Source organism: Streptomyces sp. NPDC001848 (assembly GCF_042891915.1).
In the GTDB taxonomy this organism is placed as follows: domain Bacteria; phylum Actinomycetota; class Actinomycetes; order Streptomycetales; family Streptomycetaceae; genus Streptomyces.
On sequence record NZ_JBIATP010000003.1, the window covers coordinates 354796 to 380093 of the forward strand.

At 71.7% G+C, this 25298-nt stretch carries 24 protein-coding genes, 1 tRNA gene and 3 pseudogenes; 16 read left to right on the forward strand and 12 right to left on the reverse strand.

The window, feature by feature from the left end; all coding sequences use genetic code 11:
• Nucleotides 1–315: 315 nt before the first annotated feature.
• Nucleotides 316–696 carry a hypothetical protein gene (locus ACFYZJ_RS07825; RefSeq protein ID WP_388564004.1) on the forward strand — a complete coding sequence of 127 codons (381 nt, stop codon included), beginning with the start codon at nt 316–318 and terminating at the stop codon, nt 694–696.
• Between the two features lie 95 nt (nt 697–791).
• Here the strand turns inward: ACFYZJ_RS07825 and ACFYZJ_RS07830 are convergent, their stop codons facing one another.
• A complete protein-coding gene (locus tag ACFYZJ_RS07830) occupies nt 792–1130 on the reverse strand; it encodes a hypothetical protein (RefSeq protein WP_388564006.1) in 339 nt (112 codons plus the stop codon).
• Nucleotides 1131–1574: 444 nt separating this feature from the next.
• On the opposite strand from ACFYZJ_RS07830, the gene ACFYZJ_RS07835 reads away from it, so the two are divergent.
• From ACFYZJ_RS07835 to ACFYZJ_RS07855, 5 genes and pseudogenes are all read left to right on the forward strand, one after another.
• Nucleotides 1575–3386 carry an ABC transporter ATP-binding protein gene (locus ACFYZJ_RS07835; protein WP_388564008.1) on the forward strand — a complete coding sequence of 604 codons (1812 nt, stop codon included), beginning with the start codon at nt 1575–1577 and terminating at the stop codon, nt 3384–3386.
• An 84-nt stretch (nt 3387–3470) separates the two neighbouring features.
• Nucleotides 3471–4559 (forward strand): annotated as a pseudogene (locus ACFYZJ_RS07840) (sugar porter family MFS transporter); the annotation flags it as partial.
• Between the two features lie 15 nt (nt 4560–4574).
• A pseudogene (locus ACFYZJ_RS07845) lies at nt 4575–4715 on the forward strand (Gfo/Idh/MocA family oxidoreductase); the annotation flags it as partial.
• 85 nt (nt 4716–4800) lie between these two features.
• Nucleotides 4801–5580 (forward strand): annotated as a pseudogene (locus ACFYZJ_RS07850) (sugar phosphate isomerase/epimerase family protein); the annotation flags it as partial.
• Between the two features lie 213 nt (nt 5581–5793).
• Complete coding sequence (locus tag ACFYZJ_RS07855; RefSeq protein WP_388564010.1) at nt 5794–6852, forward strand: PucR family transcriptional regulator; 1059 nt, start codon at nt 5794–5796, stop codon at nt 6850–6852.
• Here ACFYZJ_RS07855 and ACFYZJ_RS07860 read toward each other — a convergent pair.
• Nucleotides 6809–7492, reverse strand: a complete 684-nt coding sequence (locus tag ACFYZJ_RS07860; RefSeq protein WP_388564012.1) for an OsmC family protein — start codon at nt 7490–7492, stop codon at nt 6809–6811. The genes ACFYZJ_RS07855 and ACFYZJ_RS07860 overlap by 44 nt on opposite strands.
• A 202-nt stretch (nt 7493–7694) precedes the next feature.
• Nucleotides 7695–8528 (reverse strand): universal stress protein, encoded by an 834-nt coding sequence (locus ACFYZJ_RS07865; RefSeq protein ID WP_388564013.1) that lies wholly within the window; start codon nt 8526–8528, stop codon nt 7695–7697.
• A gap of 257 nt (nt 8529–8785) precedes the next feature.
• On the opposite strand from ACFYZJ_RS07865, the gene ACFYZJ_RS07870 reads away from it, so the two are divergent.
• The 3 genes from ACFYZJ_RS07870 to ACFYZJ_RS07880 all read left to right on the forward strand — a co-directional run bounded on the left by ACFYZJ_RS07870 (nt 8786) and on the right by ACFYZJ_RS07880 (nt 10910).
• Entirely contained in the window at nt 8786–9676 is an 891-nt protein-coding gene (locus tag ACFYZJ_RS07870; protein ID WP_388564015.1) for an LLM class F420-dependent oxidoreductase, read from the forward strand.
• A 102-nt stretch (nt 9677–9778) separates the two neighbouring features.
• Nucleotides 9779–10345, forward strand: a complete 567-nt coding sequence (locus ACFYZJ_RS07875; protein WP_388564017.1) for a cysteine hydrolase family protein — start codon at nt 9779–9781, stop codon at nt 10343–10345.
• 97 nt (nt 10346–10442) lie between these two features.
• Nucleotides 10443–10910, forward strand: coding sequence for a hypothetical protein (locus tag ACFYZJ_RS07880; protein ID WP_388564019.1), 468 nt, complete (start codon nt 10443–10445; stop codon nt 10908–10910).
• Nucleotides 10911–10984: 74 nt separating this feature from the next.
• On the opposite strand, the gene ACFYZJ_RS07885 is transcribed toward ACFYZJ_RS07880, so the two are convergent.
• Entirely contained in the window at nt 10985–11866 is an 882-nt protein-coding gene (locus ACFYZJ_RS07885) for a hypothetical protein (protein ID WP_388564021.1), read from the reverse strand.
• Between the two features lie 196 nt (nt 11867–12062).
• Between ACFYZJ_RS07885 and ACFYZJ_RS07890 the strand changes: the two genes are divergently transcribed.
• Nucleotides 12063–12236, forward strand: coding sequence for a CsbD family protein (locus tag ACFYZJ_RS07890; RefSeq protein ID WP_103839713.1), 174 nt, complete (start codon nt 12063–12065; stop codon nt 12234–12236).
• Between the two features lie 68 nt (nt 12237–12304).
• On the opposite strand, the gene ACFYZJ_RS07895 is transcribed toward ACFYZJ_RS07890, so the two are convergent.
• From ACFYZJ_RS07895 to ACFYZJ_RS07905, 3 genes are all read right to left on the reverse strand, one after another.
• Nucleotides 12305–12757 carry a DUF6098 family protein gene (locus ACFYZJ_RS07895; protein WP_388564024.1) on the reverse strand — a complete coding sequence of 151 codons (453 nt, stop codon included), beginning with the start codon at nt 12755–12757 and terminating at the stop codon, nt 12305–12307.
• Between the two features lie 159 nt (nt 12758–12916).
• Nucleotides 12917–13906: an aldo/keto reductase gene (locus ACFYZJ_RS07900; RefSeq protein WP_388564026.1), complete on the reverse strand. Its 990-nt coding sequence runs from the start codon at nt 13904–13906 to the stop codon at nt 12917–12919.
• Between the two features lie 330 nt (nt 13907–14236).
• Nucleotides 14237–15049: an SAM-dependent methyltransferase gene (locus ACFYZJ_RS07905; RefSeq protein ID WP_388564028.1), complete on the reverse strand. Its 813-nt coding sequence runs from the start codon at nt 15047–15049 to the stop codon at nt 14237–14239.
• A gap of 30 nt (nt 15050–15079) precedes the next feature.
• On the opposite strand from ACFYZJ_RS07905, the gene ACFYZJ_RS07910 reads away from it, so the two are divergent.
• The 3 genes from ACFYZJ_RS07910 (at nt 15080) to ACFYZJ_RS07920 (ending at nt 19795) form a co-directional block, all read left to right on the forward strand.
• A complete protein-coding gene (locus ACFYZJ_RS07910; RefSeq protein ID WP_388564030.1) occupies nt 15080–16540 on the forward strand; it encodes a PP2C family protein-serine/threonine phosphatase in 1461 nt (486 codons plus the stop codon).
• Nucleotides 16541–16641: 101 nt separating this feature from the next.
• Nucleotides 16642–17601: a LysR family transcriptional regulator gene (locus ACFYZJ_RS07915; RefSeq protein WP_388564032.1), complete on the forward strand. Its 960-nt coding sequence runs from the start codon at nt 16642–16644 to the stop codon at nt 17599–17601.
• A 223-nt stretch (nt 17602–17824) separates the two neighbouring features.
• Entirely contained in the window at nt 17825–19795 is a 1971-nt protein-coding gene (locus tag ACFYZJ_RS07920) for a collagenase (protein ID WP_388564034.1), read from the forward strand.
• A gap of 124 nt (nt 19796–19919) precedes the next feature.
• On the opposite strand, the gene ACFYZJ_RS07925 is transcribed toward ACFYZJ_RS07920, so the two are convergent.
• The 4 genes from ACFYZJ_RS07925 to ACFYZJ_RS07940 form a co-directional block, all read right to left on the reverse strand.
• Nucleotides 19920–20711 carry a DUF429 domain-containing protein gene (locus ACFYZJ_RS07925; RefSeq protein ID WP_388564036.1) on the reverse strand — a complete coding sequence of 264 codons (792 nt, stop codon included), beginning with the start codon at nt 20709–20711 and terminating at the stop codon, nt 19920–19922.
• 38 nt (nt 20712–20749) lie between these two features.
• A complete protein-coding gene (locus ACFYZJ_RS07930; protein ID WP_388564038.1) occupies nt 20750–21127 on the reverse strand; it encodes a DUF3566 domain-containing protein in 378 nt (125 codons plus the stop codon).
• Between the two features lie 31 nt (nt 21128–21158).
• Nucleotides 21159–21701: a hypothetical protein gene (locus ACFYZJ_RS07935; protein WP_388564040.1), complete on the reverse strand. Its 543-nt coding sequence runs from the start codon at nt 21699–21701 to the stop codon at nt 21159–21161.
• 353 nt (nt 21702–22054) lie between these two features.
• A tRNA-Pro gene (locus ACFYZJ_RS07940) sits at nt 22055–22128 on the reverse strand.
• Between the two features lie 98 nt (nt 22129–22226).
• On the opposite strand from ACFYZJ_RS07940, the gene ACFYZJ_RS07945 reads away from it, so the two are divergent.
• Nucleotides 22227–22751 carry a DUF309 domain-containing protein gene (locus tag ACFYZJ_RS07945; RefSeq protein ID WP_388564042.1) on the forward strand — a complete coding sequence of 175 codons (525 nt, stop codon included), beginning with the start codon at nt 22227–22229 and terminating at the stop codon, nt 22749–22751.
• Nucleotides 22752–22798: 47 nt separating this feature from the next.
• Nucleotides 22799–23569: a precorrin-6A synthase (deacetylating) gene (gene cobF, locus ACFYZJ_RS07950; RefSeq protein WP_388564044.1), complete on the forward strand. Its 771-nt coding sequence runs from the start codon at nt 22799–22801 to the stop codon at nt 23567–23569.
• Between the two features lie 109 nt (nt 23570–23678).
• Here the strand turns inward: cobF and ACFYZJ_RS07955 are convergent, their stop codons facing one another.
• Nucleotides 23679–24425: a cobalt-precorrin-6A reductase gene (locus ACFYZJ_RS07955; protein WP_388564046.1), complete on the reverse strand. Its 747-nt coding sequence runs from the start codon at nt 24423–24425 to the stop codon at nt 23679–23681.
• Between the two features lie 82 nt (nt 24426–24507).
• On the opposite strand from ACFYZJ_RS07955, the gene ACFYZJ_RS07960 reads away from it, so the two are divergent.
• Nucleotides 24508–25287, forward strand: coding sequence for an HAD-IIA family hydrolase (locus tag ACFYZJ_RS07960; protein WP_388564048.1), 780 nt, complete (start codon nt 24508–24510; stop codon nt 25285–25287).
• The last annotated feature ends 11 nt before the right edge of the window (nt 25288–25298 follow it).

Consider the following 25298-nt stretch of genomic DNA (forward strand, 5'->3'; position numbering starts at 1 on the left):
GATTACGTACAACCCGGGCGGTTGATCAGGAGCCCGCGAACACCGCCGCCCCGACGACTCGCCGACGAACATCCCTACGCGGCGTTGCCACCGACGCCCGACTCCTCGGCGCGGCCGAGGCCGTCCGCGTCGGGCCTGACGAGGGGCTGCCCGCGGGCCTTCACCGGGGACGGTTATGGTGACGGCCGAATCGAAAGCGGACTGAACTGGCGGAGGGCACGCCGTGTCGGACAAGGGGCGGCTCGTCGCCGGCCGGTACCGGCTCGGCCGAGCAGATCGCGACCCGCCGCCACTCCTGCCCACGCTCCGTCGCCCGTGCCCGAGGGCTACCACCAGGTCAGGGACGAACGACTCGGCGTCTCGCTCCCCATCCCGGACGGCTGGAAGCCCGGCCCGCGCACCGGTGACGAGGTCGCCTACACGGACCCGACGGGTCTGGCCGGCATCACGATCGGCACGGTGGACCCCGCCGGAGCGAACCCGGAATCGCACTTCCTGGACATCGAGAGGAACACGAAGGCCAACTACCCGACGTACCGGAGGCTGCGCATGCAGCAGACGACGTTCCGGCGGAGCCGGCGGCGGTGTGGGAGTTCACCTTCAAAGGACGCGTCCGCGCGTTCCGCGCCGTCGATCTCGGTTACGGCCGGGAGGGCGGCCGGGAGTACGACATCCACCTCTCGGCCCCGGACGTGAAGGGAGACGCCCATCGCCCCGTCTTCGACCACGCTCGGGACGGATTCGCCGCCACCGGTTCGTGAGTCCCCGGCCGGTCAGGGAGTGCCGAGGTCTCAGGGGGTTGCGGTGACCGCGGCGGAAGACTCGAACAGCGCCAGCTGATCCGTGATCCACGGGTCCGCGAACACGGCGAGCTGGTCCGCGATCCACGGATCGACGGGACGGCGGTGGGTGTGACGTTCACCGTTATGGCGGTGGCCGTCGCTCCGGTTTCCGGATCCGCCGTGGACGGCGACGGCCCTGAGGTCCTGGACGGCGACTGTCGTGACGATGGAGTGGTTGTCCGCCCGCGGGGTGGCCGCGGTGGCCGGTCCGCCGAGGGCGAGGAGAGCGCTTCCGACGAACACCGCGGAGACACCCCCGGTCGCGATACGCCGCATGAGCTTTCCCATGGTCTTCTCCTTGCACAGTCGCCTGGTCTGCGACTGCGAACGATCGAAATGTGCCGGGTTTCGGCGCCACCCAAGCTACGCACGCCCCAGTTGGTTGAACAATAAACTAGATCTGTGAAACCCGTCACCGGGGGCGCGTTCTCCAGCGTGCTGCTCCTGATGCCGCCGGGAATCTGCAGCACGCGCCCGGTGCACCGCCCAGCGGCCGGCTGAGAAAATCGCTTGGACTCCGCGGGCGCCGTCGCGCGACACTGTCGGTTCCTGACCTCCTCGCACTCGCGAACGCGTCACCGGCATTGCGTGGGGGCTCAGTCTCCATGCCACCTAGCCGGAACGCGCCCGGAACGAGGGCGCCCACTCGAACCGAAGCTCCGCGCGGCCAGTGAAAAGACGGCTTCTCGAAGAAGCGGGCGGCGGGCCGCCGTACGACACCACGGGGGTGCGATGGGATCGTTAGGACCGCGCGACGGTTCGCCGGGGGGCGGCCCGGTGCTCCTCGCGCTTCGTTACTACAGCCGGGAGTTGGCCCGGCTCCGGCGCCTGACGGTGCCCGCGATGCTGCTGCCGGCCATGGGCAACATCGGCATCAACTACGTCGCGCCGCTGGTCGTCGCGATGCTGGTCGGCAGAATCGCCGACGATGCCGGCGTGTCCATCGGCTCCGCGCTGCCCTACGTCCTCGGCTTCGCGGGTGTCCTGCTGCTGGCGGAGACGCTGTGGCGCATCGGCATGCACTGCCTGAACCGCGTCGACGCCCTCGGCATCGAGCGCCTGTACGTGATCGGCATGGACCAGCTGTTCGCCAAGGACGCCGCGTTCTTCCACGACAACTTCGCCGGGTCGCTGACCAAGCGCGTCCTGAGCTTCGCCTCCCGCTTCGAGGAGTTCGTCGACACGCTGACCTTCTCGGTGGTGGGCAGCCTGGTGCCGCTGGTGTTCGGCTCTGTGGTGCTCTGGCGTTATGAACCACTGCTCGTCGTGGGACTCCTGGCGATGATCTCGCTGACGGCGCTGTGCGTGGCGCCCCTCATCCGGCGCCGTCAGGCGATCGTGCACCAGCGTGAGGAGGCGATCGCCCGGGTCTCCGGCCACGTCGCCGACAGTCTGATGAACATGGACACGGTGCGGGCGTTCGCCGCCGAGGAACGCGAGGCCGCCGAGCACCGGTCCCGCGTCGCGGAGTCACGACGGCTCTCGCTGCGCTCATGGGACTACGGCAACCTCCGCATCGACACGCTGGTCGCGCCGATGTCCGTGCTGACCAACGCGCTGGGACTGCTGCTCGCGATCGTGTTCGCCGGCCGGCACGGCGTGGAAGCGGTCGTGGTGACCTTCACGTACTACACCAACGCGACCCGGATCATGTTCGAGTTCAACCAGATCTACCGCCGCCTGGAGAGCTCGATGACGGAGGCGGCGCAGTTCACCGAACTGCTGCTGACGCCACCGACCGTGCTCGACCCGGTCTCGCCGGAGCCGCTGCGACCCCAGGGCGCCGACATCCGGTTCGAGAAGGTGACCTTCGCCCACGCGGGCGCCGAGCCGCTCTTCGAGGGACTCGACCTGGCCGTGCCCAGCGGGGCGAAGTTCGGTCTCGTCGGCCGGTCCGGCGGGGGCAAGACCACGCTCACCCGGCTGCTGCTGCGGATGACGGATATCGACGGCGGACGCATCCTGATGGGCGGTCAGGACATCAGCAGAATGCGCCAGAGCGACCTGCGCAGCCTGATCGCGTACGTGCCGCAGGACCCGGCGATGTTCCACCGCACGCTGCGGGACAACATCGCGTTCGCCCGTCCGGACGCCACCGAGGCCGAGATCCGCCGCGCCGCCGAGGCGGCGCACGTCACGGAGTTCGCCGACGCGCTGCCGGACGGCTTCGGCACCTTGGTGGGCGAACGTGGCGTCAAGCTGTCCGGCGGGCAGCGCCAGCGGGTCGCCCTCGCCAGGGCGATCCTGCGCGACGCGCCGATCCTACTGCTCGACGAGGCGACCAGTGCGCTGGACTCCGAGAGCGAGATCCTCGTCCAGGAGGCTCTGTGGAGGCTCATGGAGGGGCGGACGGCGCTGGTGGTGGCGCACCGGCTGAGCACGGTCGCCAGGATGGACCGCCTCGTCGTCCTCGACCGCGGACGGATCGTCGAGCAGGGCACGCACCAGGAACTGCTCGCGTCGGCCGGCGCCTACGCGAAGCTGTGGGAGCACCAGTCAGGAGGCTTCCTCGACGACACGCCGGCGGGCGCCGACATGCGCTGAAGAAGTGAGTCAGGAGGAAAGGGCGGGGCGCAGGGGCTCGCGGAAAGCGGCCGCGGAGAACCGCCGCGGAGAGACGGCGGAGCGATCACTGAGAAACCGCGGGGATTCAAGGGCTGGCAGAGCCGGACGGCAGTCAGGGACGACGCGACTCAGACCCCCACCCTCACGGCCGACGCCCCCACGGCCGACGCCCCGACCGCCGTCTCCCGGCGGCTGCGGCTGATCACCGTCATCGCCACCTTCGGCGGGCTGCTCTTCGGTTACGACACCGGTGTCATCAACGGTGCCCTGCCCTACATGAGCAAGGACCTCGGCCTGACTCCGGTCACCGAGGGCCTGGTCACCAGCTCGCTGCTGCTGGGCGCCGCGCTCGGCGCGATCACCGGCGGCCGTCTGTCGGACGCGCGCGGCAGGCGCCGTACGATCCTCACCCTCGCGGTGCTGTTCTTCGTCGGCGCGCTCGGTGCCGCCCTCGCCCCCACCACCGCGGTCATGATCGTGGCGCGCTTCGTGCTCGGCCTAGCGGTCGGCGGCGCATCGGTGGCCGTGCCGGTCTACCTCGCGGAGATCTGCCCCGCCGAGCGGCGCGGCGCACTGGTCACCCGTAACGAACTGATGACCGTCAGCGGGCAGTTGCTGGCCTTCACCTCCAACGCGATCATCGCGAACGTCGGGAGCGAGGCCGGCGGCATCTGGCGCTGGATGCTGGTCATCGCCACGATCCCGGCCGTGGTGCTCTGGTTCGGGATGCTCGTCATGCCGGAGAGCCCCCGCTGGCCGGCCTCCAAGGCCCGGTTCAACGACGCTCTGGAAGTCCTCAAGCAGGTGCGCTCCCGGCAGCGGGCCGAGGCCGAACTCGCCGAGGTCTCCGCGCTCGCCGTGAGGCAGGAGCAGGAGAAGCTCGGCGGCCGGCACGACATGACGTCCACCCCGTGGGTGCGCAAGCTGATGTTCGTCGGCTTCGGCATCGCGATCGTGCAGCAGATCACCCGTGTCAACACGATCATGTACTACGGCACCCAGATCCTGACCGACGCCGGCTTCGCCGCCGACAGCGCCCTGACCGCGAACATCGCCGACGGCGTCATCTCGGTGCTGGCGACCTTCGTCGGCATCTGGCTGCTGGGCCGCGTCAACCGCCGTCCGATGCTGATGACCGGTCAGATCGGCACCGCCGGCTACCGCCGGATGAAGGAGGTCATCGCCTCCGGCTCCCTGGGCGCCCCGCTGATCGTGCACTGCGCCCACCGCAACCCGACCGTGCCGGACTCCTACACCTCGGCCATGGCCGCGCAGGACACGGCCGTGCACGAGATCGACGTGCTGCGCCGGCTGCTGGACGACGAGATCGTCTCCGCGCAGGTGATCACCCCGCGCGCCACGAGCAAGCGCTTCGACCACCTCAAGGACCCCCATCGAGTTGTCGCCGCGCGACGACTTCATGCCGTTCTTCCTGCACCCGCGGGCGGAGGACGAGCGCGTCACCCGGCTGAAGAACTCCCTACGCACGCACGGCGTCCAGCTGTCCTCCGTGCTGCCGCTGTACAAGTGGTCCTCTCCCGACGAGGCCGAGCGGCAGGCCGCGGTCCGCTACTGGAAGCGGATGATCGAGATCACCGCGGACCTCGGATGTCCGCTGATGAACTCGGAGTTCAACGGCCGCCCGGAGCGGGCCGCCGAGAGCGAGGCCGCGTTCTGGCGCTCGATGGAGAAACTCCTCCCGGTCTTCGAACGCGAGGGCATCGCCCTCAACCTGGAGGCCCACCCGGACGACTTCTGCGAGGAGAACACCCCGGCGGTCGACCTCGTCCGCGCGATCAACAAGCCCTGGGTGAACTACCTGTACTGCGCCCCGCACTCCTTCCACCTCTCGGGCACCGACCCGAAGGCGGACATCGCGGCGATGATGCGCTACGCCGGCGACAAGCTCCGGCACGTGCACATCGCCGACTCCTTCAACCACAAGGGATCGTCGGGCCTGCGCTACATCCTCAACCCGCCCGGCACCCCGGCCCGCATCCACCAGCACCTCGACATCGGTCAGGGCGAGGGCGACTGGGACGCCTTCTTCGGCACCCTGCGCGAGATGGACTTCGACGGCGTCGCCACCGCCTGTGTTTTCGCCCGGGAGGAACGGGCCCGAGAGTCCTCCGCCTTCATGCTGGACCGCATCCGCAAGGAACTCGCCGTGTGAGCCTCGCGGCCGCCGTGAGTCGAGTCCCGGTGCGGGACACCTGCCGGTGTCCGGCACCGGGACCTCCGTGGTGCTCCCCTGCGCACATCGTGCACGGCCGCAGACCGTATTCGCGTTGCCGGTTCCCGGCAATGTTCATTACTGTCTGCCTGCCCGACGCCGTCAGGAAGGCGTCAACGACGTGTCAGGCGCACGGGAGAGGCAGGGGGAGGCATGGGGGGTCGCGCAGCGGTCGAGACATATCTGACGGGCTACACCCGGCTCCTGGCCGACGTGGCGGCCACCGGCCGCCGCCTCACCCGCGACGAGATCGACACCCGGCGTACGCTCGGTGAGCGGGCCGCCGACGCGGGAGTCGGCCTGCGCGCCCTGGTCAGTGGGCACCTGACCGCCACGCGCACCGCCTGGCCGGGTACCCCCGGCACCGCGCACGGCGTGCTCGCGGCCGTGGAACAGGCCATCGACGCCTTCACCGAGGGCTACGAGCGGGCGCAGCGCCTCGCGGTCCGTCAGGAGGAGGCCGCGCGACGGGAGTTCATCGACGACCTTCTCTACGGCCGCAGCGACCTCGGCCGTCTCGCCGAGCGTGCCGAACGCTTCGGGCTGCGCCTCGCGCACGCCCATGCCGTCGCGGTCGCCCAGGGCCCGACCGCCTACGACGAGGCCGACCCGGTACCGCGCCAGGTGGAGAGCTCCCTGATCACCCGTTTCGGCGCCCGAAACATCCTGCTCACCACCAAGGACGGCCGTCTGCTGTGCATCGCGCCGGGCGACCAGGAGGACGTCCTCGCCCACTTCGCCAAGCAGGCGCACGCGGCCGTCGGCGGGGGCCGGATCGCCATAGGGCGGGCGCAGCCCGGTCCCGGCGGCGTGGTGCAGTCCTACGAGGAGGCCCTCGGCGTCCTGGACCTCGCCGACCGCATGGACCTGGCCGACCCGGTGCTGCACGCGGCCGATCTGCTGGTCTACCCCGTGCTCACCCGGGACCGCCAGGCGATGGCCGACCTGGTCGTGAGCACCCTGGGCCCGCTCACCACGGCCCGGGGTGGCGCGGAGCCCCTCCTTCAGACCCTCACCGCGTATTTCGACACCGGCTGTGTGGCCGCCCAGGCCGCGCGCCGTCTGTCACTGAGCGTGCGCGCCCTGACCTACCGGCTGGCACGCATCCACAAGCTCACCGGTGCGAATCCGGTCGACCCCGCCCACCGTTACATGCTCCAGACGGCGGTCATCGGCGCCCGTCTGCTGGACTGGCCGGCGAAGCCCCTCTGATCCCGTCGTCGGGCAGGGCGATGACGATCTCCGGTGGTCTGGTCAGTGTGTTCCTGACCGTGCAGCGGGACACCACCGACCGCAGGGCGTCCCGTCGTGCGGCGGGGAGCGCGGGCGCGCGCACCCGCAGGCGGAGCGAGGTCACTCGGGGCGCCCGGCCGGACGCCGTACGGAACTCGGTCTCGATCCGCAGCCCCTCACGGCTGAGGTCGTGGCGGTCGAGGAACCGGCCGGCGCAGTGCGCGACGCACGCGGTCAGCGACGCCACGAGGAGCTCCACGGGGGTGGGTGCCGTGTCGGTGCCGCCGTCCGGCACCGGCTGGTCCACGGCCAGTATGTGTCCGCGCAGCCGTACTTCATACGCGTCCGCGGTGATCGGCACGGCGTCCGCGTGACCCGGCGGGCCCGGGACCCGCGGGGCGAAGACGGCGGCCTGGTGGAGCAGCAGTCCGGCGACACGCCGGGCCTCTTCCGGCGTCAGCGAGGCCAGGGTCTCGCCTCGGTCACGGGGTTCGCAGGTGATGCCGAGCACGACGCGTCCCATGTTCGCGGGCATTCCTTGGGGCGTGAACCCGGAGACGGTGACCGTACGACCGCGCCGGGTGCGTACGCCCTCCGCGAGCCGTTGCCTTGCGTTCACGATGTCACCGTCCAAACTCGGCGCGCGGCGCCGGGGGCGATCACGCGTCGTGCTCGGCCTTCGATCTGCCGGGCATCGGCCTTCCGTGTCCCCAGCGGGCGCGGTCGCCTTGCGCCGACACCTCCAGTCCACCGCGCCCGCTCCCCTGCCGCTGAGGCCGAACAGCCCCTGCCGGGGGACCCGAACGTCCCCGCTCCGCCGGTCAGTGCCTCTCCGGTACCACGGCCACCGGGCACTCGGCGTGGTGCAGCAGCGTGTGGGCTACCCGGCCCAGGTCCCTGCGGTCGTGCCCGCGCCGGACACCGATGATCACGAGGTCCGCGGCGGCCGAGCGGCGCAGGAGAACCCGGCGGGCGGTTCCCTCGACCGTGGTCCGGTGCACCCGGACCCCCGGATGGTCGGCCACGGCGTCCTGGAGCAGGGCGTCGATCAGGGTGGCCGCCCGCTCCTCGCAGAAGTGCGCCGGGTCCCCGGTCAGCAGGGGGTGGTCCATGGGCCGGTGCGCGGGGTGGCGCCAGGCACGGATCACGTCCAGGACGCAGTGCCGCACCTCGGCCTCGCGGAGGGCGAACCGCACCGCCGCGCCGCTCGTGCCGGGCTCCCCGGCGCCGAGCAGGATCCGGTCGTGCGTGCCCTCCAGGCCGGCCTTGTCGCCGCGCACCACGATCACCGGCCCGCTGGCACGGCCCGCGACGGTGAGGCTGACCGAGCCGAGGAGCAACCCCGTCAGCCGGCCGCGGCCACGGCTGCCCGTCACCACGGCCGAGGCGTGGTGCACCGCGCGCAGCAATGCCTCCACCGGATCCTCGAACAGGACGTCGGCGGTGACCCGCACCCGCGGGTTGCGGCGCCGGACGCGTTCCGTGGCGGTGACGAGGATGGCATCCGAGGGCACGTCGTCCTTGTCGCTGTCACCGGCGGAGGCATACAGGAGCCGTACGGGCAGACCGTGCCGGGCCGCCTCGTCGGTCGCCCAGTCCACCGCCACGAGGCTGCACTCCGATCCGTCGACGCCCACGACCAGAGGCGGCTCCATGGTCCCCACCGCCTTTCGTCCCGCTCCGGAACGGCTCACCTTTCACCGTCACACCGGCCGCGGAGCGACGAGAGGGGCACTTCGGCCCCTCGTGAGGGACCTTCGGCCCCTGTCGCGACGGGGCGGCCGCAGAGAGGCGGCGCGGATCCCCGAGCGACACGGCGTGGAATACGCCGCATCGGGCGGCCGTTGGGCTCTGCTGTGATCAAGTGGTGCGTGGGCAGCGCGCAACACCGGCTACGGAGGGACAGGAACCGATGGGCGACGTCACCGGCACGGACCACGTGGGCTCACTGAAGGAGACCGTCGGACGGTACGGCATCTGGAGTATCGGGCTGCGCCCGGAGGATCCGGCCAGGCGCGGCGAACTGGCCGACGCCGCCGCCGAACTGGAGGAACTCGGCTTCGGTGCCGTCTGGTTGGGCGGCAGCAGCGCGGTACGCCACGCGGTGCCGCTGATCGAGGCGACCTCGCGGCTCGTCGTGGCGACCGGCATCCAGAGCATCTGGCAGTACGAGGCCGGCGACACGGCGGCGAGCGTCGCGGAGCTGGAGCGGACCCACCCGGGGCGGTTCCTGCTCGGGCTCGGCGTGAGCCACGCGAAACTGGCGGACCAGTACCGCCGCCCGTACTCGGACATGGTCGGCTATCTGGACGCCCTCGACGCCGCCGGCGTGCCGGCCGGGCGCCGTGTGCTGGCCGCGCTGGGACCGAAGATGCTGGAGCTGTCCCGCGACCGCGCCGCCGGTTCGCACCCGTACCTGGTGACCACCGACCACACTGCCGAGGCGCGGGCGATTCTCGGTGACGGCCCGCTGCTGGCTCCCGAGACCAAGGTGGTCCTGGAAACGGACCCGGATCGCGCCCGCACGACGGCGCGCGACGCTCTCGCCGTCTACCTGGGGCTGCCCAACTACACGAAGGCGCTCGCCCGGTTCGGCTTCACCGAGGACGACTTCGCGGGCGGCGGCAGCGACCGGCTGGTCGACGCGCTGTTCGCCTGGGGGGACGACGACCGGATCCGGGAGCGGATCGAGGCCCACCTGGCGGCGGGCGCGGACCATGTGGCCCTCCAGGTGGTCGACGGCCGGCCCCACGACTCGCTTCCCCGGGCGGGCTGGCGCCGTCTGGCCGCGCTGCTGGGCTGACGCGAGGACCCGAGGCGCGATCCGGGGTCCGTTGTCAGTGTCCCGTCCTACTGTGGTCGTCGGCACAAGGATCCCCGACGCAGACGAGACAACGGAGTCCCCATGACGACCCTGCCCGACCGGCCGAACACCGCGCTGCTCGTGATCGACGTCCAGAAGGGAGTGATGGCGGGCACGCCCCGTCGCGACAGCGTCATCGCGAACATCGGCACGCTGGTCGCGAGGGCCCGCGAGGAGGACGTGCCCGTGGTCTGGGTGCAGCACTCCGACGACCATCTGAAGCCGGGCAGCGAGAGCTGGGAGTACGTGCCGGAGCTGGTGCGCCTCGATGACGAGCCCCTGGTCCACAAGCGCTACGGCGACTCGTTCGAGGACACCGAGCTGGAGACGGTGCTCGCCGAGCGCGCGGTGGGCCGGCTCGTCGTCACCGGTGCCCAGACCGACGGATGCATACGCTCCACCCTCCACGGCGCCTTCGTCCGCGGCTACGACGTGACGCTCGTCGGTGACGCGCACACGACGGAGGACCTGACGCAGTACGGTGCGCCGTCCCCGGAGCAGGTGATCGCGCACACCAACCTGTACTGGAACTGGCACAGCGCTCCCGGGCGCCGCGGCGGAACGGTCGGCACGGCGGAGGTGACGTTCGCACCGACCGACGGGGGATGAATCCGGCGAACTGGGTAGAAGTGGTGCGACCCCCTGGCACGGTCGTAGCGTGGCACGGGAGTCCGGAGACACCCGAGACGGACGGGCGGGAGCGGACATGCGTAATCACACAGTCACCAAGGCGGTCATGCTCGGTGCCGCCGCATCGCTGGCAGCAGTCATGGGCACGGCGTCCGCCGCCCCGGCCACGGCGCCGTCGGCCGCACACACCGTGCCACGGCAGTCCGGGCACCCCGTCGTCGTCGACTGTTTCTGGCGACCGGAAGTACGCCCCGGCGCCTTCATGATCGCCTGCGGTGACGGCAACAGCCTCCTGTCCTCGGTCCGCTGGTCGCAGTGGGGGCCGAGCTCGGCGGTGGCCGAGGCCGTCAACATGGTCAACGACTGCAAGCCGTACTGCGCGGCGGGCAGGTTCCACTCGTATCCGGTCACGGTGCGGCTCGACCACCCGCAGCCCTGGAAGAAGCACCCGCAGCTGCAGCACTACACCCGGATGAGCCTCACCTACACCGACGGCCGGCCGGACGGGTTCGGACGCGTGGTCACGTATCCCCTCTGGGACTGATCCGGCCGGGACTGCCCGCTCGGACTGATCTCGCACCTCGCCGTCCACCGGGGGGCGGCGCAGACCGGCCGCGATCACGCGGGGCCGCTCAGCCCGGCGCCGGTGACCCCGACCGGATTGCCGGACGGGATCACTCCCGAGGTCACCACCTTCCGGGCCAGCGGGGCGAGCAGTTCGGCCAGTCGTGCGGTGGCGTCCTGGCCGAGCGCCCGCCACGGGCTCTCCGCGGCGGCGTCGGTCGCCTCTTCGATCGCGTGGCGCTCGGCCGCTCCCGCGTCGGTCAGACGGCCGTCGCCATCGAGCCACCCGCGCTCCCGCAGCACCCCCTCGGTGTCCTGCCAGGTGGCGGAGTCCCATTTCCGGCCCTCACGCAGCAAGGCGCCGTCCGACTCACCCGCGGCGGCCTTGAGCACCATCGCCTCGACCGGGCCGATGCCGCGGCTCACCAGCACGGCGACATGTCCGTCACCGCGGTGTTCGCGGAGCGTGGTCGCCGCCTGCCAAAGCCGTACATGCGGCTCGGCCGGCCGGTCCAGGGCCTGGTTGGCCGCGCCGAGCACCCGTCCCGCGGTGTCGGCCGCCTCGGCCGCGTCCCAGGCGAGATCCGCCGCCCGAGCCATCAGCTCGCCGTGCACGGTCTCCTCCCCGTACAGCCGCCGCATGGCGCGGTCCACCGCCCGCTCCCTGGCCGCCAGCAGGTCGGACGGTGTCGCGTACCGCCACGCGTCGGGCAGCGCCCGCGCCACCCGGTCGGGGTGGAAGACGTAGAAGCTGCTGGTCACGACCGCCGCGGAAACAGGTCCGAGCGGTGCGGCGCGCAAACCGAAGTAGCCCATCCAGAAGCCGCGCATCCCGGCCTCGTCGGCCGCCTGCCGCGCCTCCGGGGTGAAGTACACAAGGCTGTGCACCGGCTCCACCAGCTCCCACATCAGCCGGGAGGAAACGTCACTCACCATGCGGCCTCCACGCGTCGTCCCGGGTCGACCCGGCTATGACAGCGGTCATAGCACACATCAGGACAGCCGTCATGGGAAGCGGCAGGAGACGCGCCAGGACGGCGCTCGTCGCCCGACCATGTTTGGGTGACGCACCACCGATCACTCGACGTGGTGAGTGACCCCCCCGGTCGACATGCGACGTGGAGGAGCAACGGTGGCTGGAGAACAGAAGGCCAAAGCAAAGTTCGAACAGGCCAAGGGCAAGATCAAGGAGACGTTCGGCCGTGCGCTCGGCAATGAGTCGATGACGGCCGAAGGTCGAGGCAAGAAGTCGAAGGGCGACATGCGCCAGATGAAGGAGAAGGCGAAGGACATCTTCAAGCGCTGACGCACCACGCGCCCACGGGCGGGGCCCCCGGTCCACCGGGCCGGGGGCCCCGCCACGCGTCCGGCCGCTCAGCGTCCGTCGTCGCGGCGCAGCGGTCCCCAGCAGCCGGACTGGCGGTCGACCTCGGTCTGGGCCTCCCTGATGACCTTCTCGTCGACCCAGCCGACCGGCTCCACGTCCCGTACCAGCGGCTCGTTGTCGGGTCCGCGTCCCTCGACCCGGCCCCGCAGCACCCAGGGACGCACTCCCTCCCCCTTCTCACGCGGCAGGTGCGAGTAGTCGTGCAGCCGCCGGGCCACCCACAGCTCGACGGGCCGGTCCCCCCACCAGGGCTCGACGCCGAGGGGGTTGGCCGACAGCCCCGGCATCGGGACACCGGTGAGGTCGTCCCTGCTCTTCGCGTTGCCCAGATCGGCGGAGGGGCCACGCGACCAGCGGACATAGAGGTCGGGGTCACGGACCACCAGCGCCCCCAGCTCGTCGAGGGTCCGCAGAACGGGAAGGTCGTCCGTGGCGTTCATACGGTCGCTCCTCCTCACGGTCGCCCACCCCGGTGGCCCATCCGCCACCGGTCCCCACCACGACGGCACCGATGCGCCGCCGCACCGGCGGTCACCACCGGGTACCCGTGTGACAGGGGGCCACCCCAGGGGACACCTCGAAGATCCACGGCCGCCGTTCTAGAGATCCACGGCCGCCATCCCCGTCTCGTCGTAGCGGTCGCCCGCCGGCGGCGGGAGTTCGGCGTCGATCCTGGCGAGGTCGTCCTTCGTCAGCTCGACGTCCACCGCCGCGGCGTTCTGTTCGAGGTAGGTGCGGCGCTTGGTGCCCGGGATCGGGACCAGGTCCTCACCCTGCGCGAGCACCCAGGCGAGGGCGAGCTGCGCCGGCGTCACGCCCTTCTCGGTGGCGATCTCCTTCACCTTCTCGGTCAGCCTCAGGTTCGCCTTCAGGTTCTCCCCGGTGAAGCGGGGGCCGGAGCGCCGCCAGTCGCCCTCGTCGAGTTCGTCCGGCGAGGTGAACCGGCCCGCGAGGAAGCCGCGCCCCAGAGGCGAGTACGGGACGAACCCGATCCCCAGCTCACGGCAGGTGGGCAGCACCGCGGTCTCCGGGTCGCGCGACCACAGCGAGTACTCGGTCTGCACGGCGGCGATCGGGTGGACGGCGTTCGCCCGACGAAGCGTCTCCGCCCCCGCCTCGCTGAGGCCGATGTGGCGTACCTTGCCCTCCGCGACCAGCTCCGCCATGGCCCCCACCGTTTCCTCGATCGGCACGTTCGGGTCGACGCGGTGCTGGTAGTACAGGTCGATGTAGTCGGTCCCGAGCCGCTTGAGGGAGCCGTGGACGGAGCTGCGCACGTGCTCGGCCGAGCCGTCCTGTCGTCCGATGGTGCTGATGTCCCCGGGGACGGCGTCGTCCATCCGGTAGTTGAACTTGGTGGCGATCACGTACTCGTCGCGGTGCCCCTTGATCGCGCGGCCGATCAGCGTCTCGTTCGTGAGCGGGCCGTAGAGCTGTGCGGTGTCCAGGAATGTGACACCCAGCTCGAGAGCGCGCCGGATGGTCCTGATGCCCTCGTCCTCGTCGGCGGTGCCGTAGAAGGCGGACATCCCCATGCAGCCGAGACCGATGGCGGAAACCTCCAGGTCCCGAAGCCTGCGCTGTTTCATGTGCGTCTCAGCCCTTTCTGGCGCTGCTGTCCTTGGCTTCGCGGGTCGCGAGCGAAGCGCGAGGCTCACCGTGCGGGCGCGGTCTCGTGGCCGCACGGGCCTCCTCAGCTCCATGGAGCAGCGAATCCGACGCATCGGCATCCCGGAGGTCCGGCATGCCGCGAGGAGGTCAGGCACGCGGCGAGGTCCGGTATGCACCGAGGTCCGGCGCGCGCCCACGTGACGAACAGCCGTCGGCGCCGTCCGCCGGCGGCCTTTCCGGGTGAGCCCTGCCGTGCACGCTAGGCGTTCGCGTGCACTCGAAGTCAAGGTTGCGGTCGCCGCGGTCCCTCAGCGGCCCTTGCGGCCGACGCCCGCGTACACCCAGAACTCCCGCGGATTGTCCGGCACCGGGTCCTGCGGGTCCGGGCGCCACAGCGGTACGTGGACGAGGCCTGGCTCCACCAGGTCGAAGCCGTCGAAGAGGGCGAGGATCTCGTCGCGGGAGCGCGCGGTGACTGGTGACGTCGCCCGGGACCGGTACAGCTTGCCCACGGCGGCGGCCGTGTCCGGCCGGTCCTCGTTGGTGGCATGGCTCATCGCCAGCCAGCTGCCCTCGGGGACGGCGTCCCGGAAGGCGGCCACAAGGCCGGCCGGGTCCTCCTCGGGCGAGATGAAGTGCAGGATCGTGATCATCAGTACGGCGACCGGCTGCTCGAAGTCGATCAGCTTCCGCACCTGCGGCGAGGACAGGACGTCCTGCGGCCGCCGGATGTCGGCGTCGACGATGTCCGCGTGCGGGTTGTCCGCGAGCAGGGAAGTGCTGTGCGCCACGGCCACCGGGTCGTTGTCCACATAGACGACCCGTGCTCCGGGGTCGGCCTCCTGCGCCACCTCATGGACGTTGCCCTGGGTGGGAATGCCCGAGCCGAGGTCGATGAACTGCCGCACCCCGGCCCCGATCAGGAAGCGCACGGCCCGCCGGAGAAAGGCGCGGTTGGCCCGCGCCAGCGTGCGCACCTGGGGATCGATGGCGGTGAACGCGGCCAGCGCCTCCCGGTCGATCGCGAAGTTGTGCTGCCCGCCCAGCATGGCGTCGTACATCCGGGCGACGCTCGCCTTGTCGGGATCGACGCCCTGCGGGAGACCCTCGTCAGCCGGCACCGGCAACTCCCCCCATTCGTAATGATCTTGATGTTCCATCATATAGTTGCAAGCGACCACGCGGCGAGGCGATCCCCTGCCGCCCAGCCGCACCCGGCCACCACCCGGAAAGGCACGACCCTGCGGAACGAAGCGCGCAGCCACTTCGGCGAAGCACGGGCGGCCGCGAACTCGCCCCGTCGGCTCCCCTTCTCCCCCGCGGCCGACGTCATCGGCTCCGAGCTCGATCTGCACCTGACCGGCAGTCATGTCGTGCACGCGCTGACGCCCGGGTTCTGCGACGCGGCATCGGTGTACCTGCTGCAGCGCTGGCTCGTCGAGGAGAACGCCTACGCCGTCGCGGACCCGCCGCAGATCGAGGCCCGCCGTCTCGCGCTGCGCGTGGGCACGGACGCGGCGGAGGACTGGGAAGGCATACTGCCGGTCGGCGAGGTGATCGTCTTCCCACGCGAGACGCCCTACGCGCGCGCCCTGGCCACCCGGCGCACGCAACTGCTCGACGCGGTCGACGCCCACACCTCCGAACGCCTCACCTCCTCGGGCGGCGACGTAGCCCGGATCAACCGGCTCCTGCAGACGGTCTCCTTCCTCGTGGTGCCGATGCACCTGCGCGGCACCGCGGTCGGCTTCATCGTCGGCAGCCGTGGGCCGCACCGGGCCCCCTTCCGGCCCGGCGAGGCCGCCGCCGTCGAGTCGCTGGCCGCGCGGGCCTGCGTGGCCCTGGACAACGCGCGCCGGTACGAGCGTGAGCGCCGCACCGCGCTGGCCATCCGGCGAAGCCTGCTGCCCGCCACCGGGCAGGAGTTCGAGGGCTGCCGCATCGCGCACGGCTGTCTTCCCGCCGGACACGACAACATCATCGGGGGCGACTGGTTCGACGTCCTGCCCCGCCCGGGTGGCCGTACAGGTCTGGTCGTCGGGGACGCCATGGGGCACGGCCCGGAGGCGGCGGTCGCCATGATCCAGCTGCGTACGGCCGTACGCACGCTCGCGGGCCTCGACATCACGCCCGCGGAGCTGATGCGCCGGCTCGACGCACTCGCCTGCGACACCCCCGGTGCCTCCTTCGCCACCTGCATGTACGCCGAGTGGGACGCGCAACGCCGTACCTGCACGTTCGTCGGCGCCGGCCACCCTCCCCCGCTGATCCGAGGCCCGGACGGACGGGCCGCACCGGTGGCGCTCACCAGTGCCGGCCTGCCGCTCGGCGTCGGCACGGGCACCTACGAACCGACCGTGCTGCACGTGCCCGAACCCGCGCTGCTGCTGCTCTACAGCGACGGCCTGGTCGAGTCCCGCCACACCGACATCGACAAGGGCATCGCCGCCCTCGCCGACCTCCTGGACACGTACGCCGCCGCGTCCGGGGACTCCACCGACCCGGGCGCCCTGCAAGCGCTGGGCCGGCGGCTGCTGCACGACACACCGGCCACCGACGGCACGGACGACCGGACCGTCCTCCTCGCCGAACTGACGCCCGCGCGGGACTGAACGACCTGGGCTCATCACCGTCTTGTGAGTGGGACGGAGCGATGGAACGCTTCCCCTCCGCCGGTACCACCGGGGTCGGTGACGCGGAGGGGAGAGAGCCGATGGAGTTGGAGCTTCGGCACCTGCGCGTGCTGTGCGCGATCGCCGACGCCGGGAGCGTGGGTCGGGCCGCGGCGGACCTGGGGTACTCGCAACCGGCCCTGAGCACCCAACTCCAGCGCATCGAGCGCCATTTCGGCGAGCAATTGTTTGAGCGCGGGGCGGCCGGCGTGCGGCTCACGCCGTACGGCGTGGAGATCGTGGCCCGGGCACGGGATGTCCTGGCCCGCGCGGCGGCGATCGGGCGCCGTCCGTGCGGCAGCACTGCGAGAACGCGCCGGACCCTGCGCGTGGCCGCGACCAACTCGCCGATCCTGCCGGGCATGGCGGCCCTGGTCAGACGCCGGCTGCCGGACATGTCCCTCACGGTGAGCAGCGTGTACGCGTCCTCCCGGATCGTCGAACTCCTTCAGGAGGGCGTGGTGGAGGCGGCGATCGCCGCGGACTACCCGGGAAGGGAGTTGCGCCATTCGGCCGCGGTGGCACATCGCGGGATCGTCACCGAGCCGACGTTCGTGGCGCTGCCGGCTCGTCACCGGCTCGGACATCACCTCCAGGTCGCGCTCGCCGACCTCGCGGAGGAGGGCTGGTTCGTGACACCCGACGACGGGGCGGGCTGGCCGGGAGTGTTCTACGCGGCGTGCGAGGCGGCCGGTTTCTCACCGGCGGTGGTGCACGAATTCCTCGGCGACCGGACGCAGTTGCAGCGCATGATCGCCGACGGGCTCGGGGTGTCCCTGGTGCAGCCCACCCTCCGGCCGACGCCGGGCGTGCTGGTCAAACCCCTGACGGGCACACCGCTGTGGTGCCGCTACGTACTGGCCTGGCGGCGCGACAGGGTTCCGGAGGAACTGGCCGAGACGCTGTACGTCTGCGCCACCACGGCCTACCGGGATCTCGTCGCTCGCTCTCCGCACCTGAGGACGTGGGCTGCGCGGACGTGGAGCGTAACCGGGAGATAGGCCCGGCGGGGACCCGGCCGGATGCCATGTCAGTTCGGAGGCACGCCACTTCGGAGGCACGCCACTTCGGAGGCACGTCAGGTCGGAGGCACGTCAGGTGTTATGCCTCCGTCGGTGCAATGTGCTATGTCACACCCCATTGTGCCCCACCATCGGCCTTGAGAAGGTGCCTCTCACGCCTCATCACCGCTTCCGAGGCGCATCTATCCGTGAAGGAGCCCAGATGCGCTACCGCTTCGCCCTGCCCAGACGTGTGGTCGGCGCCCTCGCCGTCTGTGCCACCGTCGTCGGCCTCCTGACGACACCGGCCCTCGCCGCGCCGCCGCCGGCCCGCGACGACGCCGTCGCCGCCCCCCGCAACACGACGCCGCCTCCGACCGGGTCGGACTTCGGCGCCTCGGAGCGGGCCGTGCAGGGCCGACGGGTCGCTCCCGACCGGCTCCCGCCCCTGCGAGCGGAGTCAACCGTGCATGAGCCTGCCCCGGTCGCCGGGCCCGAGGCCGCACCCGCAGCGAGGTCCTGCACCCCTGCCGACTTCGGCGGGAGGAGCGGATCCGCACTCGTGGCGTTCGTCGCGACCTCGACCGTGGAGTGCGTCAACAGCCTGTTCGCCGTCACCGGTACGGACGCGCACGCGATCTTCCGGGAACCGCAGATGGTCACGGTCGCCGGCGCCTTCACGCAGGCGGCGCGGCGATACAGCGGCGACAACTCGGCCGGCATATGGCAACTCGTCCTGTTCCTGCGTGCCGGCTACTACGTGCAGTTCAACAACCCGTCCGATGTCGGCCCCTACGGCACGGCGCTGGCCACGGCCACGGCCCGGGGCCTGGACGCCTTCTTCGCCCGCCGGCATGCCAGGGATGTCAGCTCCGCGAACGGCGACGTCCTGGGCGACGTCATCATCCTCACCGACAGTGCCGACCTGCAGGCCCGTTACCTGAACGTCTACCGCAGGGTGCTGAGCGGGTACGACAGCTCCTACGACGCCGTCGCCAGCATGGTGGCGGCCGTCAACGACGTCTACACGCCCCTCTGGCGCGGAAACTGGAACCCCGCCTACGTCGACGCGGTCACCGCCGACCCGCGCATCCTCCACACCCTCCACGCGTTCGCGCTCGGCCACCGGGACCTGCTGCGGACGGACCGTGCCTACCTGGACTCCAACGCGGGCATGAACCTGGCCCGGCACATCGAACACCCCGGCCTCCGGGCCACGGTCCGCCCGCTGGCCAAGGGCCTGCTGAAGGCGTCCCGGATCACCGGGCCCACCGCCGGGCTGTGGGTCGCGGTCGCGACCCAGGTGGACTCCTACGACAAGGCCCACTGCTCGTACTACGGCGTCTGCGACCTCGTCGGCCGGCTGGCGAAGGCGGCGCTGCCCGTCACCCACGCCTGCGACGCGACCCACACCATCCGGGCGCAGGCCCTGACCGCCGCCGACCTCGACGCCACGTGCGCGAGCCTGGCCGGCCAGGACCCGTACTTCCACGCCCTCGTCAAGGACGAGGGACCGATACCCGGTCAGTACGAATCGACGGTCCAGCTCGTCGTGTTCGCCGACCGCGCCGACTACCGGACCTACGCCGGGGCGATCTTCGGCGTCAGCACGGACAACGGCGGCATCACCCTGGTGGGGGATCCGGCCGACCCCCGCAACCAGCCGATTTCGATCATGTACCAGAAGCAGTACGACGACGGCTTCACCGCCCGGATCTGGAACCTCAACCACGAGTACACGCACTACCTGGACGCCCGCGACGACATGAAGGGCGACTTCTCCCAGCAGACGGCGGTACCGGACGTCTGGTGGATCGAGGGCCTGGCCGAATACGTCTCCTACAGCTACCGCGGCATGACCGACGACCAGGCGGTCACCGAGGCGGGCAGGCACACCTACACACTGAGCACGCTCTTCCAGAGCACCTACGCCAACAGCGACGTGACCCGCACCTACCCGTGGGGCTACCTCGCGGTCCGCTACATGTTCGAAAAGCACCCGGCGGACATCCTGCGGATGCTCGCCCGCTTCCGGGTCGGCGACTACCCGGGCGGCCACGCCGTGTATGCCTCCGGGATCGGCGCCCGCTACGACGCCGACTTCGACGCCTGGCTCACCGCGTGCGCGACGGGCGCCTGCGCCGGCCCGGGCACGGGCGGCCTTCGGCACGTCGGCCTGCCACAGAGGCGATAGTCCGCCAGGCAGGCCGACCGACCGCCCAACAGGCCGACCGACCGCCCAACAGGCCGACCGGCCGCGCGGCAGCCGGCCGGCCTCTCGAGCCGGCCGGAAACGGCTGGACGGCGACAGCGCCGGTTCAGCGGGGGAGAGCGGCGAGGTCCGTACCCGGCAGGTGGATCCAGCCCTCCCGCGCCGCGGCGGCGCGCTCGTCCACCGTACGCGGCCCCACGGTGTCCCCGAGCAGGACGGCACGGGCGACCAGGGCGCAGACGAGGGCGTCGAGGTGGTCGTGGCTGTCGGCGCACCGTTCCCGGGCGCTCCCGGGCAGCGACGCCCCCAGCCCGGCCTCGACCGATGCGATGATGTGCTCGCGGACGGCCCGCGCCTCGGGCGCGGCCGTCTTGTAGCTGCCGGTGGGACGGATCCCCCAGCGCCGCAACGCGGCAGCCGGGTAGACCTCGGCGACCGGTCCGGAGCCGTCCCTGGGCACCTGCACCCCCGTCGCCGCGAGAGCGTCCAGCAGACGTGCCACCCGCAGCGCCACGACACCCAGCAGGTCGGTGGACACCGACAGCGGAGGCCGCATGGCGGTCGCCTTCCAGGTGATGTCGTCGGTCAGCCGGAACCGCAGTGGGTCAAGCCCCGGCCTTCCGTCCGCGTGCTCCCCGTACCCGGCGGGAGGCGGCAGCCGCTCACCCCGGTGATGGGCCTCGACCGTGGCCACGAAGCTCGACGGCCAGCCGAGAGGGCAGTCCACGCCGGTCTTGTCGGCCGACCGGATCACGGCCAGCAGGCCGTCGTCACCCTCCGGCGAGAGGAACTCAGCCGTCACCCCGGGCCCGCGGCCCCAGATCATCCGGCACACGGCGGTACGCCGGGCGCTCGCGGCGAGATCGACGCCGACCGTCACCGCCTGTCGTCGCTTCACCCCGGAATGCTCCCGCAGCCTGCCCTCCGGATCCACCGCTACTCGTCCTCGGTCACCGTCACCTCGATCCCGCGCACGAAGCCGGCCGACATGTTGTAGAGGAAGGCAGCCAGGGTCGCCAGTGCCGTGGTCAGCGCGACCTCGAGCACCGCGACGCCGGTGGTGAGGGCGAGCGCCCAGCCCAGCGACCGCCAGGCCACCGCTTTGAGCACGCTCAGCAGCACCCACAGCAGGGCAACGGTCATGATCGAGCAGGCCCCGAGAGCGAGCGATATCAGGAAGCTGGTCGTCATGACGGACCAGGGATCGGCCCCCGACAGCCGCAGTCGTGCGCGAGGCCTGCGCGGTGCGGGGCGTACCCCGTCCGGCCGCCCGCCGGTGCCGGTGCCGTCCGTAGCGCCCGGGGTCGCGCTCATGGGAGTCCTCCTCGCGACCTCACGAAGCCGCTCAGACGGCCGTCGGTCCGCCCCGCCGGGCCGTCGCGGCGATGTGGTGGCGCGTGATCCGGCCGACCTCGTGCCAGAAGGGTTTTGCGGTCAGGTACGTGCCGAGCGCGGACAGAAAGCCGATGGAGACGTCGACGCTGACGCGGCCCTGCTTGGCCCAGTAGACGTCCCGCAGGTCCAGGAGCAGGGCGAACTCGTCGAGGATCAGTGCGGTCCCGCACCCGTAGGCGGCCGCCACGGCGGGATGCCCAATGGCTCGTTCGTCACCGCGCACGGCGACCAGGCCCACGCCGGCGAGGGTGGCGATGCCGAAGTTGTAGTGGTGCAGGTGCTCGCCACCCGCGGAGACGTTCCCCCAGGGCAGCCATCCGCCACGGATGCCGTGCGTGATGATCCGCAGCGTGCCGAAGGTCACCCCGAAGGAGATCCATGTCACCAGCAACGACCGCTGCAGAGGCGTGAGATGCCGGTCCGCCGCCTGACGCCATCGCCGCACCAGCGGCGAGCCCTGCGGACGGCTGTGCTGCTCGGTTCGAGATCCCATGACTGACCGACCTCCTACGCCGAACCGGCACCCGCTGTGCGCTGCCGACGCTATGTTCGGGAAGGTCACCCTGCATCCCGGAATGTCACCGCGAGCGGCCGTTCCGCGCCCGGGACGGCGCCGGGACGACTTGCGGACAGGGCCGATACGTCGGGGCGGAGGCGGGCGGCGCCCTGGAGACTGTTCGGGTGAGGCCACGGACCCGCAACGGCGTCCGTCCGGTGGCGTATGCGAGCCCGTTCAGGCTCCGCGCCGGGAGCGGAAGCCGCTCCGACGGACGTGACCTGCTCCCGGCCAAACACCAGGGGCCCTCCGAAGAGAGCCCCTGCCTGCGGAAATGTCCGACATCACTGTCGGGACGACAGGATTTGAACCTGCGACCCCTTGACCCCCAGTCAAGTGCGCTACCAAGCTGCGCCACGTCCCGATGCGTCTCCCGCGGGTCCCGCGTGATCACGCGGACAGAACTTTACCCCACGACGGGCACTGCCCCGAAGAAGGCAGGTGCGGCGCGACAATCGGGGTATGAGCGACGCATCGGGAGTTCGGGCGGGCCGGGGACGCGACCGGGACACGGAAGGGCGGGCCCGCAACGCGCGGCCACGGGACGGTCTGGGACGGCCCCTGCCGTACGGGGCGGAGGGCGTGGCACGCCAGCCGGAAGGCGTCGTGCGCACCCCGGAGGAGACCGTCACCGAGGCGCAGGCGCTGCTGGAGGCCGGAAAGCCGTTTCACGCGCACGAGGTCTTCGAGGACGCCTGGAAGTCGGGGCCCGCGCAGGAGCGTGCCCTGTGGCGCGGGCTCGCGCAGCTGGCGGTCGGTCTCACGCACGCGGCCCGGGGCAATGTGACCGGAGGCGCCCGGCTGCTGCGGCGCGGCGCCGGGGCCGTCGAGGCGTGGGCGTCCGGGACGGGACGGGACAGGCCGTACGGGCTGGAGGTGGCCGGGCTGGTCGGCTGGGCCCGGGAGTTGGCGGCGGTGGTGGAGCGGGACGCGGCGTCCGTCGACGCGCGGGCGTGGGCGCCCCGACTGCGTGGGGCGCGGCCATAGGGGGGCGGCCCGCGGGGACCGAGCGTGCCGTACGGCAGACTCGGGGCGTGCGAAAGATTCATGTCATCGGCATCGGGGCGGGCGACCCCGACCAGCTGACCCTGCAGGCGGTGAAGGCGTTGAAGAGCACGGACGTGTTCTTCCTCCTCGACAAGGGCGAGGTGAAGTCCGACCTGGTACAGCTGCGCCGCGACATCCTCGACGCACACCTGCCCCGGGGGTCGTACCGCCTGGTCGAGGCGCGCGATCCCGAGCGGGACCGCGCCGCGGGCGGTGCCGCCTACTCCCCCGCGGTCGGTGACTGGCGTTCGGCGCGCGCCGGGATCTACGAGCGGCTCATCGCCGAGGGGCTGGGCGAGGACGAGAGCGGCGCCTTCCTGGTGTGGGGCGACCCGGCACTCTACGACAGCACCCTCGGGATCCTTCAGGAGGTCCTCGAGCGGGGCACGGTGACGTTCTCCTACGACGTCGTGCCGGGCGTCAGCAGCGTCTCGGCGCTGGTCGCGAAGCACCGCACAGGACTCAACCGGGTCGCCGGGCCGGTGCAGATCACCACCGGCCGCCGCCTCGCGGAGGGCTTCCCGGAGGGGGTCGACGACGTGGTCGTGATGCTGGACGCGCACCAGACGTTCCGGAAGTACGCGGACCAGGACATCGACATCTACTGGGGCGCCTACATCGGCACGCCCGACGAGATACTCGTCTCCGGCCCCCTCGCCGAGACGGCCGAGCGCATCGGGCGACTGCGCGCCCAGGCGCGGGAGCGCAAGGGCTGGATCATGGACACGTATCTCCTGCGCAGGCGTCCTCGGGATTAGTGCCCTACAGGCGACGTCCGCCCCGTCGCGACGCCCGGCAGGCTTCCCCAAGCTCTTCGAACAGGGCTCGACGGTCACTCCGGTACGACCGGACCGGCGGGCGGATGCGTCAGTGCGGGCCCAGTCCCAGGCAGTTCAGTGCCCGGGGCACGTCCGGTACCGCCGTCACTCCCTGCGGCAGGGGCGGGCGGCGGATGACGACCACCGGGAGTCCCAGGTGTCGCGCCGCGGCGAGTTTCGCCGCCGTAGCCGTGCCTCCGCTGTCCTTCGTCACCACGACGTCGACGCGGTGCTCGCGCAGCAGCGCCGTCTCGTCCTCGACCGTGAACGGGCCGCGCGCCAGCAGCAGTCGCATGTCCGGCGGCAGGGGCGGCTCGGGCGGTTCCACGGAGCGTACGACGAAGTGGAGGTCCGTCAGGTGCGCGAAGGCGGCGAGGCCCAGCCGGCCGGTGGTGAGGAGGACACGCCGCCCCACCCCCGGCAGCAGGGTCGCGGCGTCGGTGAGTGAGGCCGCCTCGTGCCAGCGGTCGCCGGGCCCGGCGCTCCAGCCGGGCCGGCGCAGCACCACCAGGGGAACACCGGTTGCCGCCGCCGCGCGTGCCGCGTTCGCCGTGATGCCGGCGGCGAACGGGTGGGTGGCGTCGACGACGGCGTCCACGTGGTGCTCGCGCAGCCAGTCGGCCAGTCCCTGCGCACCGCCGAATCCCCCGATGCGGACGTCACCCTCCACCGCGCCCGGCCGGGACACCCGCCCGGCCAGGGACGTGGTCACCCGGACGGCGGGGCGGGACGCCAGCGCCGCGGCGAGTTCGCGTGCCTCGGTGGTGCCGCCGAGGACCAGGACGTGCGGGGACATGACGTCGAGGGTACGGGCACGCCCGGCTCACGTACCGCGGGCCGTGCGGCGGTGGGGGCGTCGGGCTCGTTATCGTCCTGGCATGGATGAGTTGCGTGCCGTCCTCATCGACATCGACGGGGTCCTGACCGTCTCGTGGCAGCCGCTGCCGGGCGCGGTCGAGGCGCTGCGGGAGATCCGTGCCTCCGGTCCGGCCGTCTCCCTGGTCACCAACACGACGTCCCGCACCCGCGCGTCGATCGCCGAGACCCTGTCGGCGGCCGGCTTCCCCGTGGCCGCCGAGGACATCCTCACCGCGCCCGCCGTGACCGCCGCGTATCTGGCCGAGCACTGTCCCGGCGCGCGGTGCTCGCTGCTCACCAGCGGTGACATCCGGGAGGACCTGACCGGTGTCTCCCTCGTGGAGGACGAGGACGACGTCCCGGACGTGGTCGTCCTCGGCGGTGCAGGACCCGAGTTCGACTACGCGGCGCTCAACCGGGCCTTCGGCCACCTCCAGCGGGGTGCCCGGCTGGTCGCCATGCACCGCAACCTGTACTGGCGCACCGACCGCGGGCTGCAGCTCGATTCGGGGGCGTTCCTGCTGGGCCTGGAGAAGGCCGCGCAGACGGAGGCCGAGGTCACCGGCAAGCCGTCACCCGCCTTCTTCCAGGCGGCGCTGGCCCGTCTCGGGGTCGGCCCCGGCCAAGCGCTCATGGTGGGCGACGACATCGAGTCCGACGTTCTCGCCGCCCAGCGGGCCGGCCTGACCGGGGTCCTCGTGAAGACCGGCAAGTACCTGCCGGAGACCCACCGGGCCGCGAGCGGCGAGCCCGATCACGTTCTGGACTCCTTCGCGGACCTTCCCGCGCTGCTGGGGTAGCCCGGTGGCGC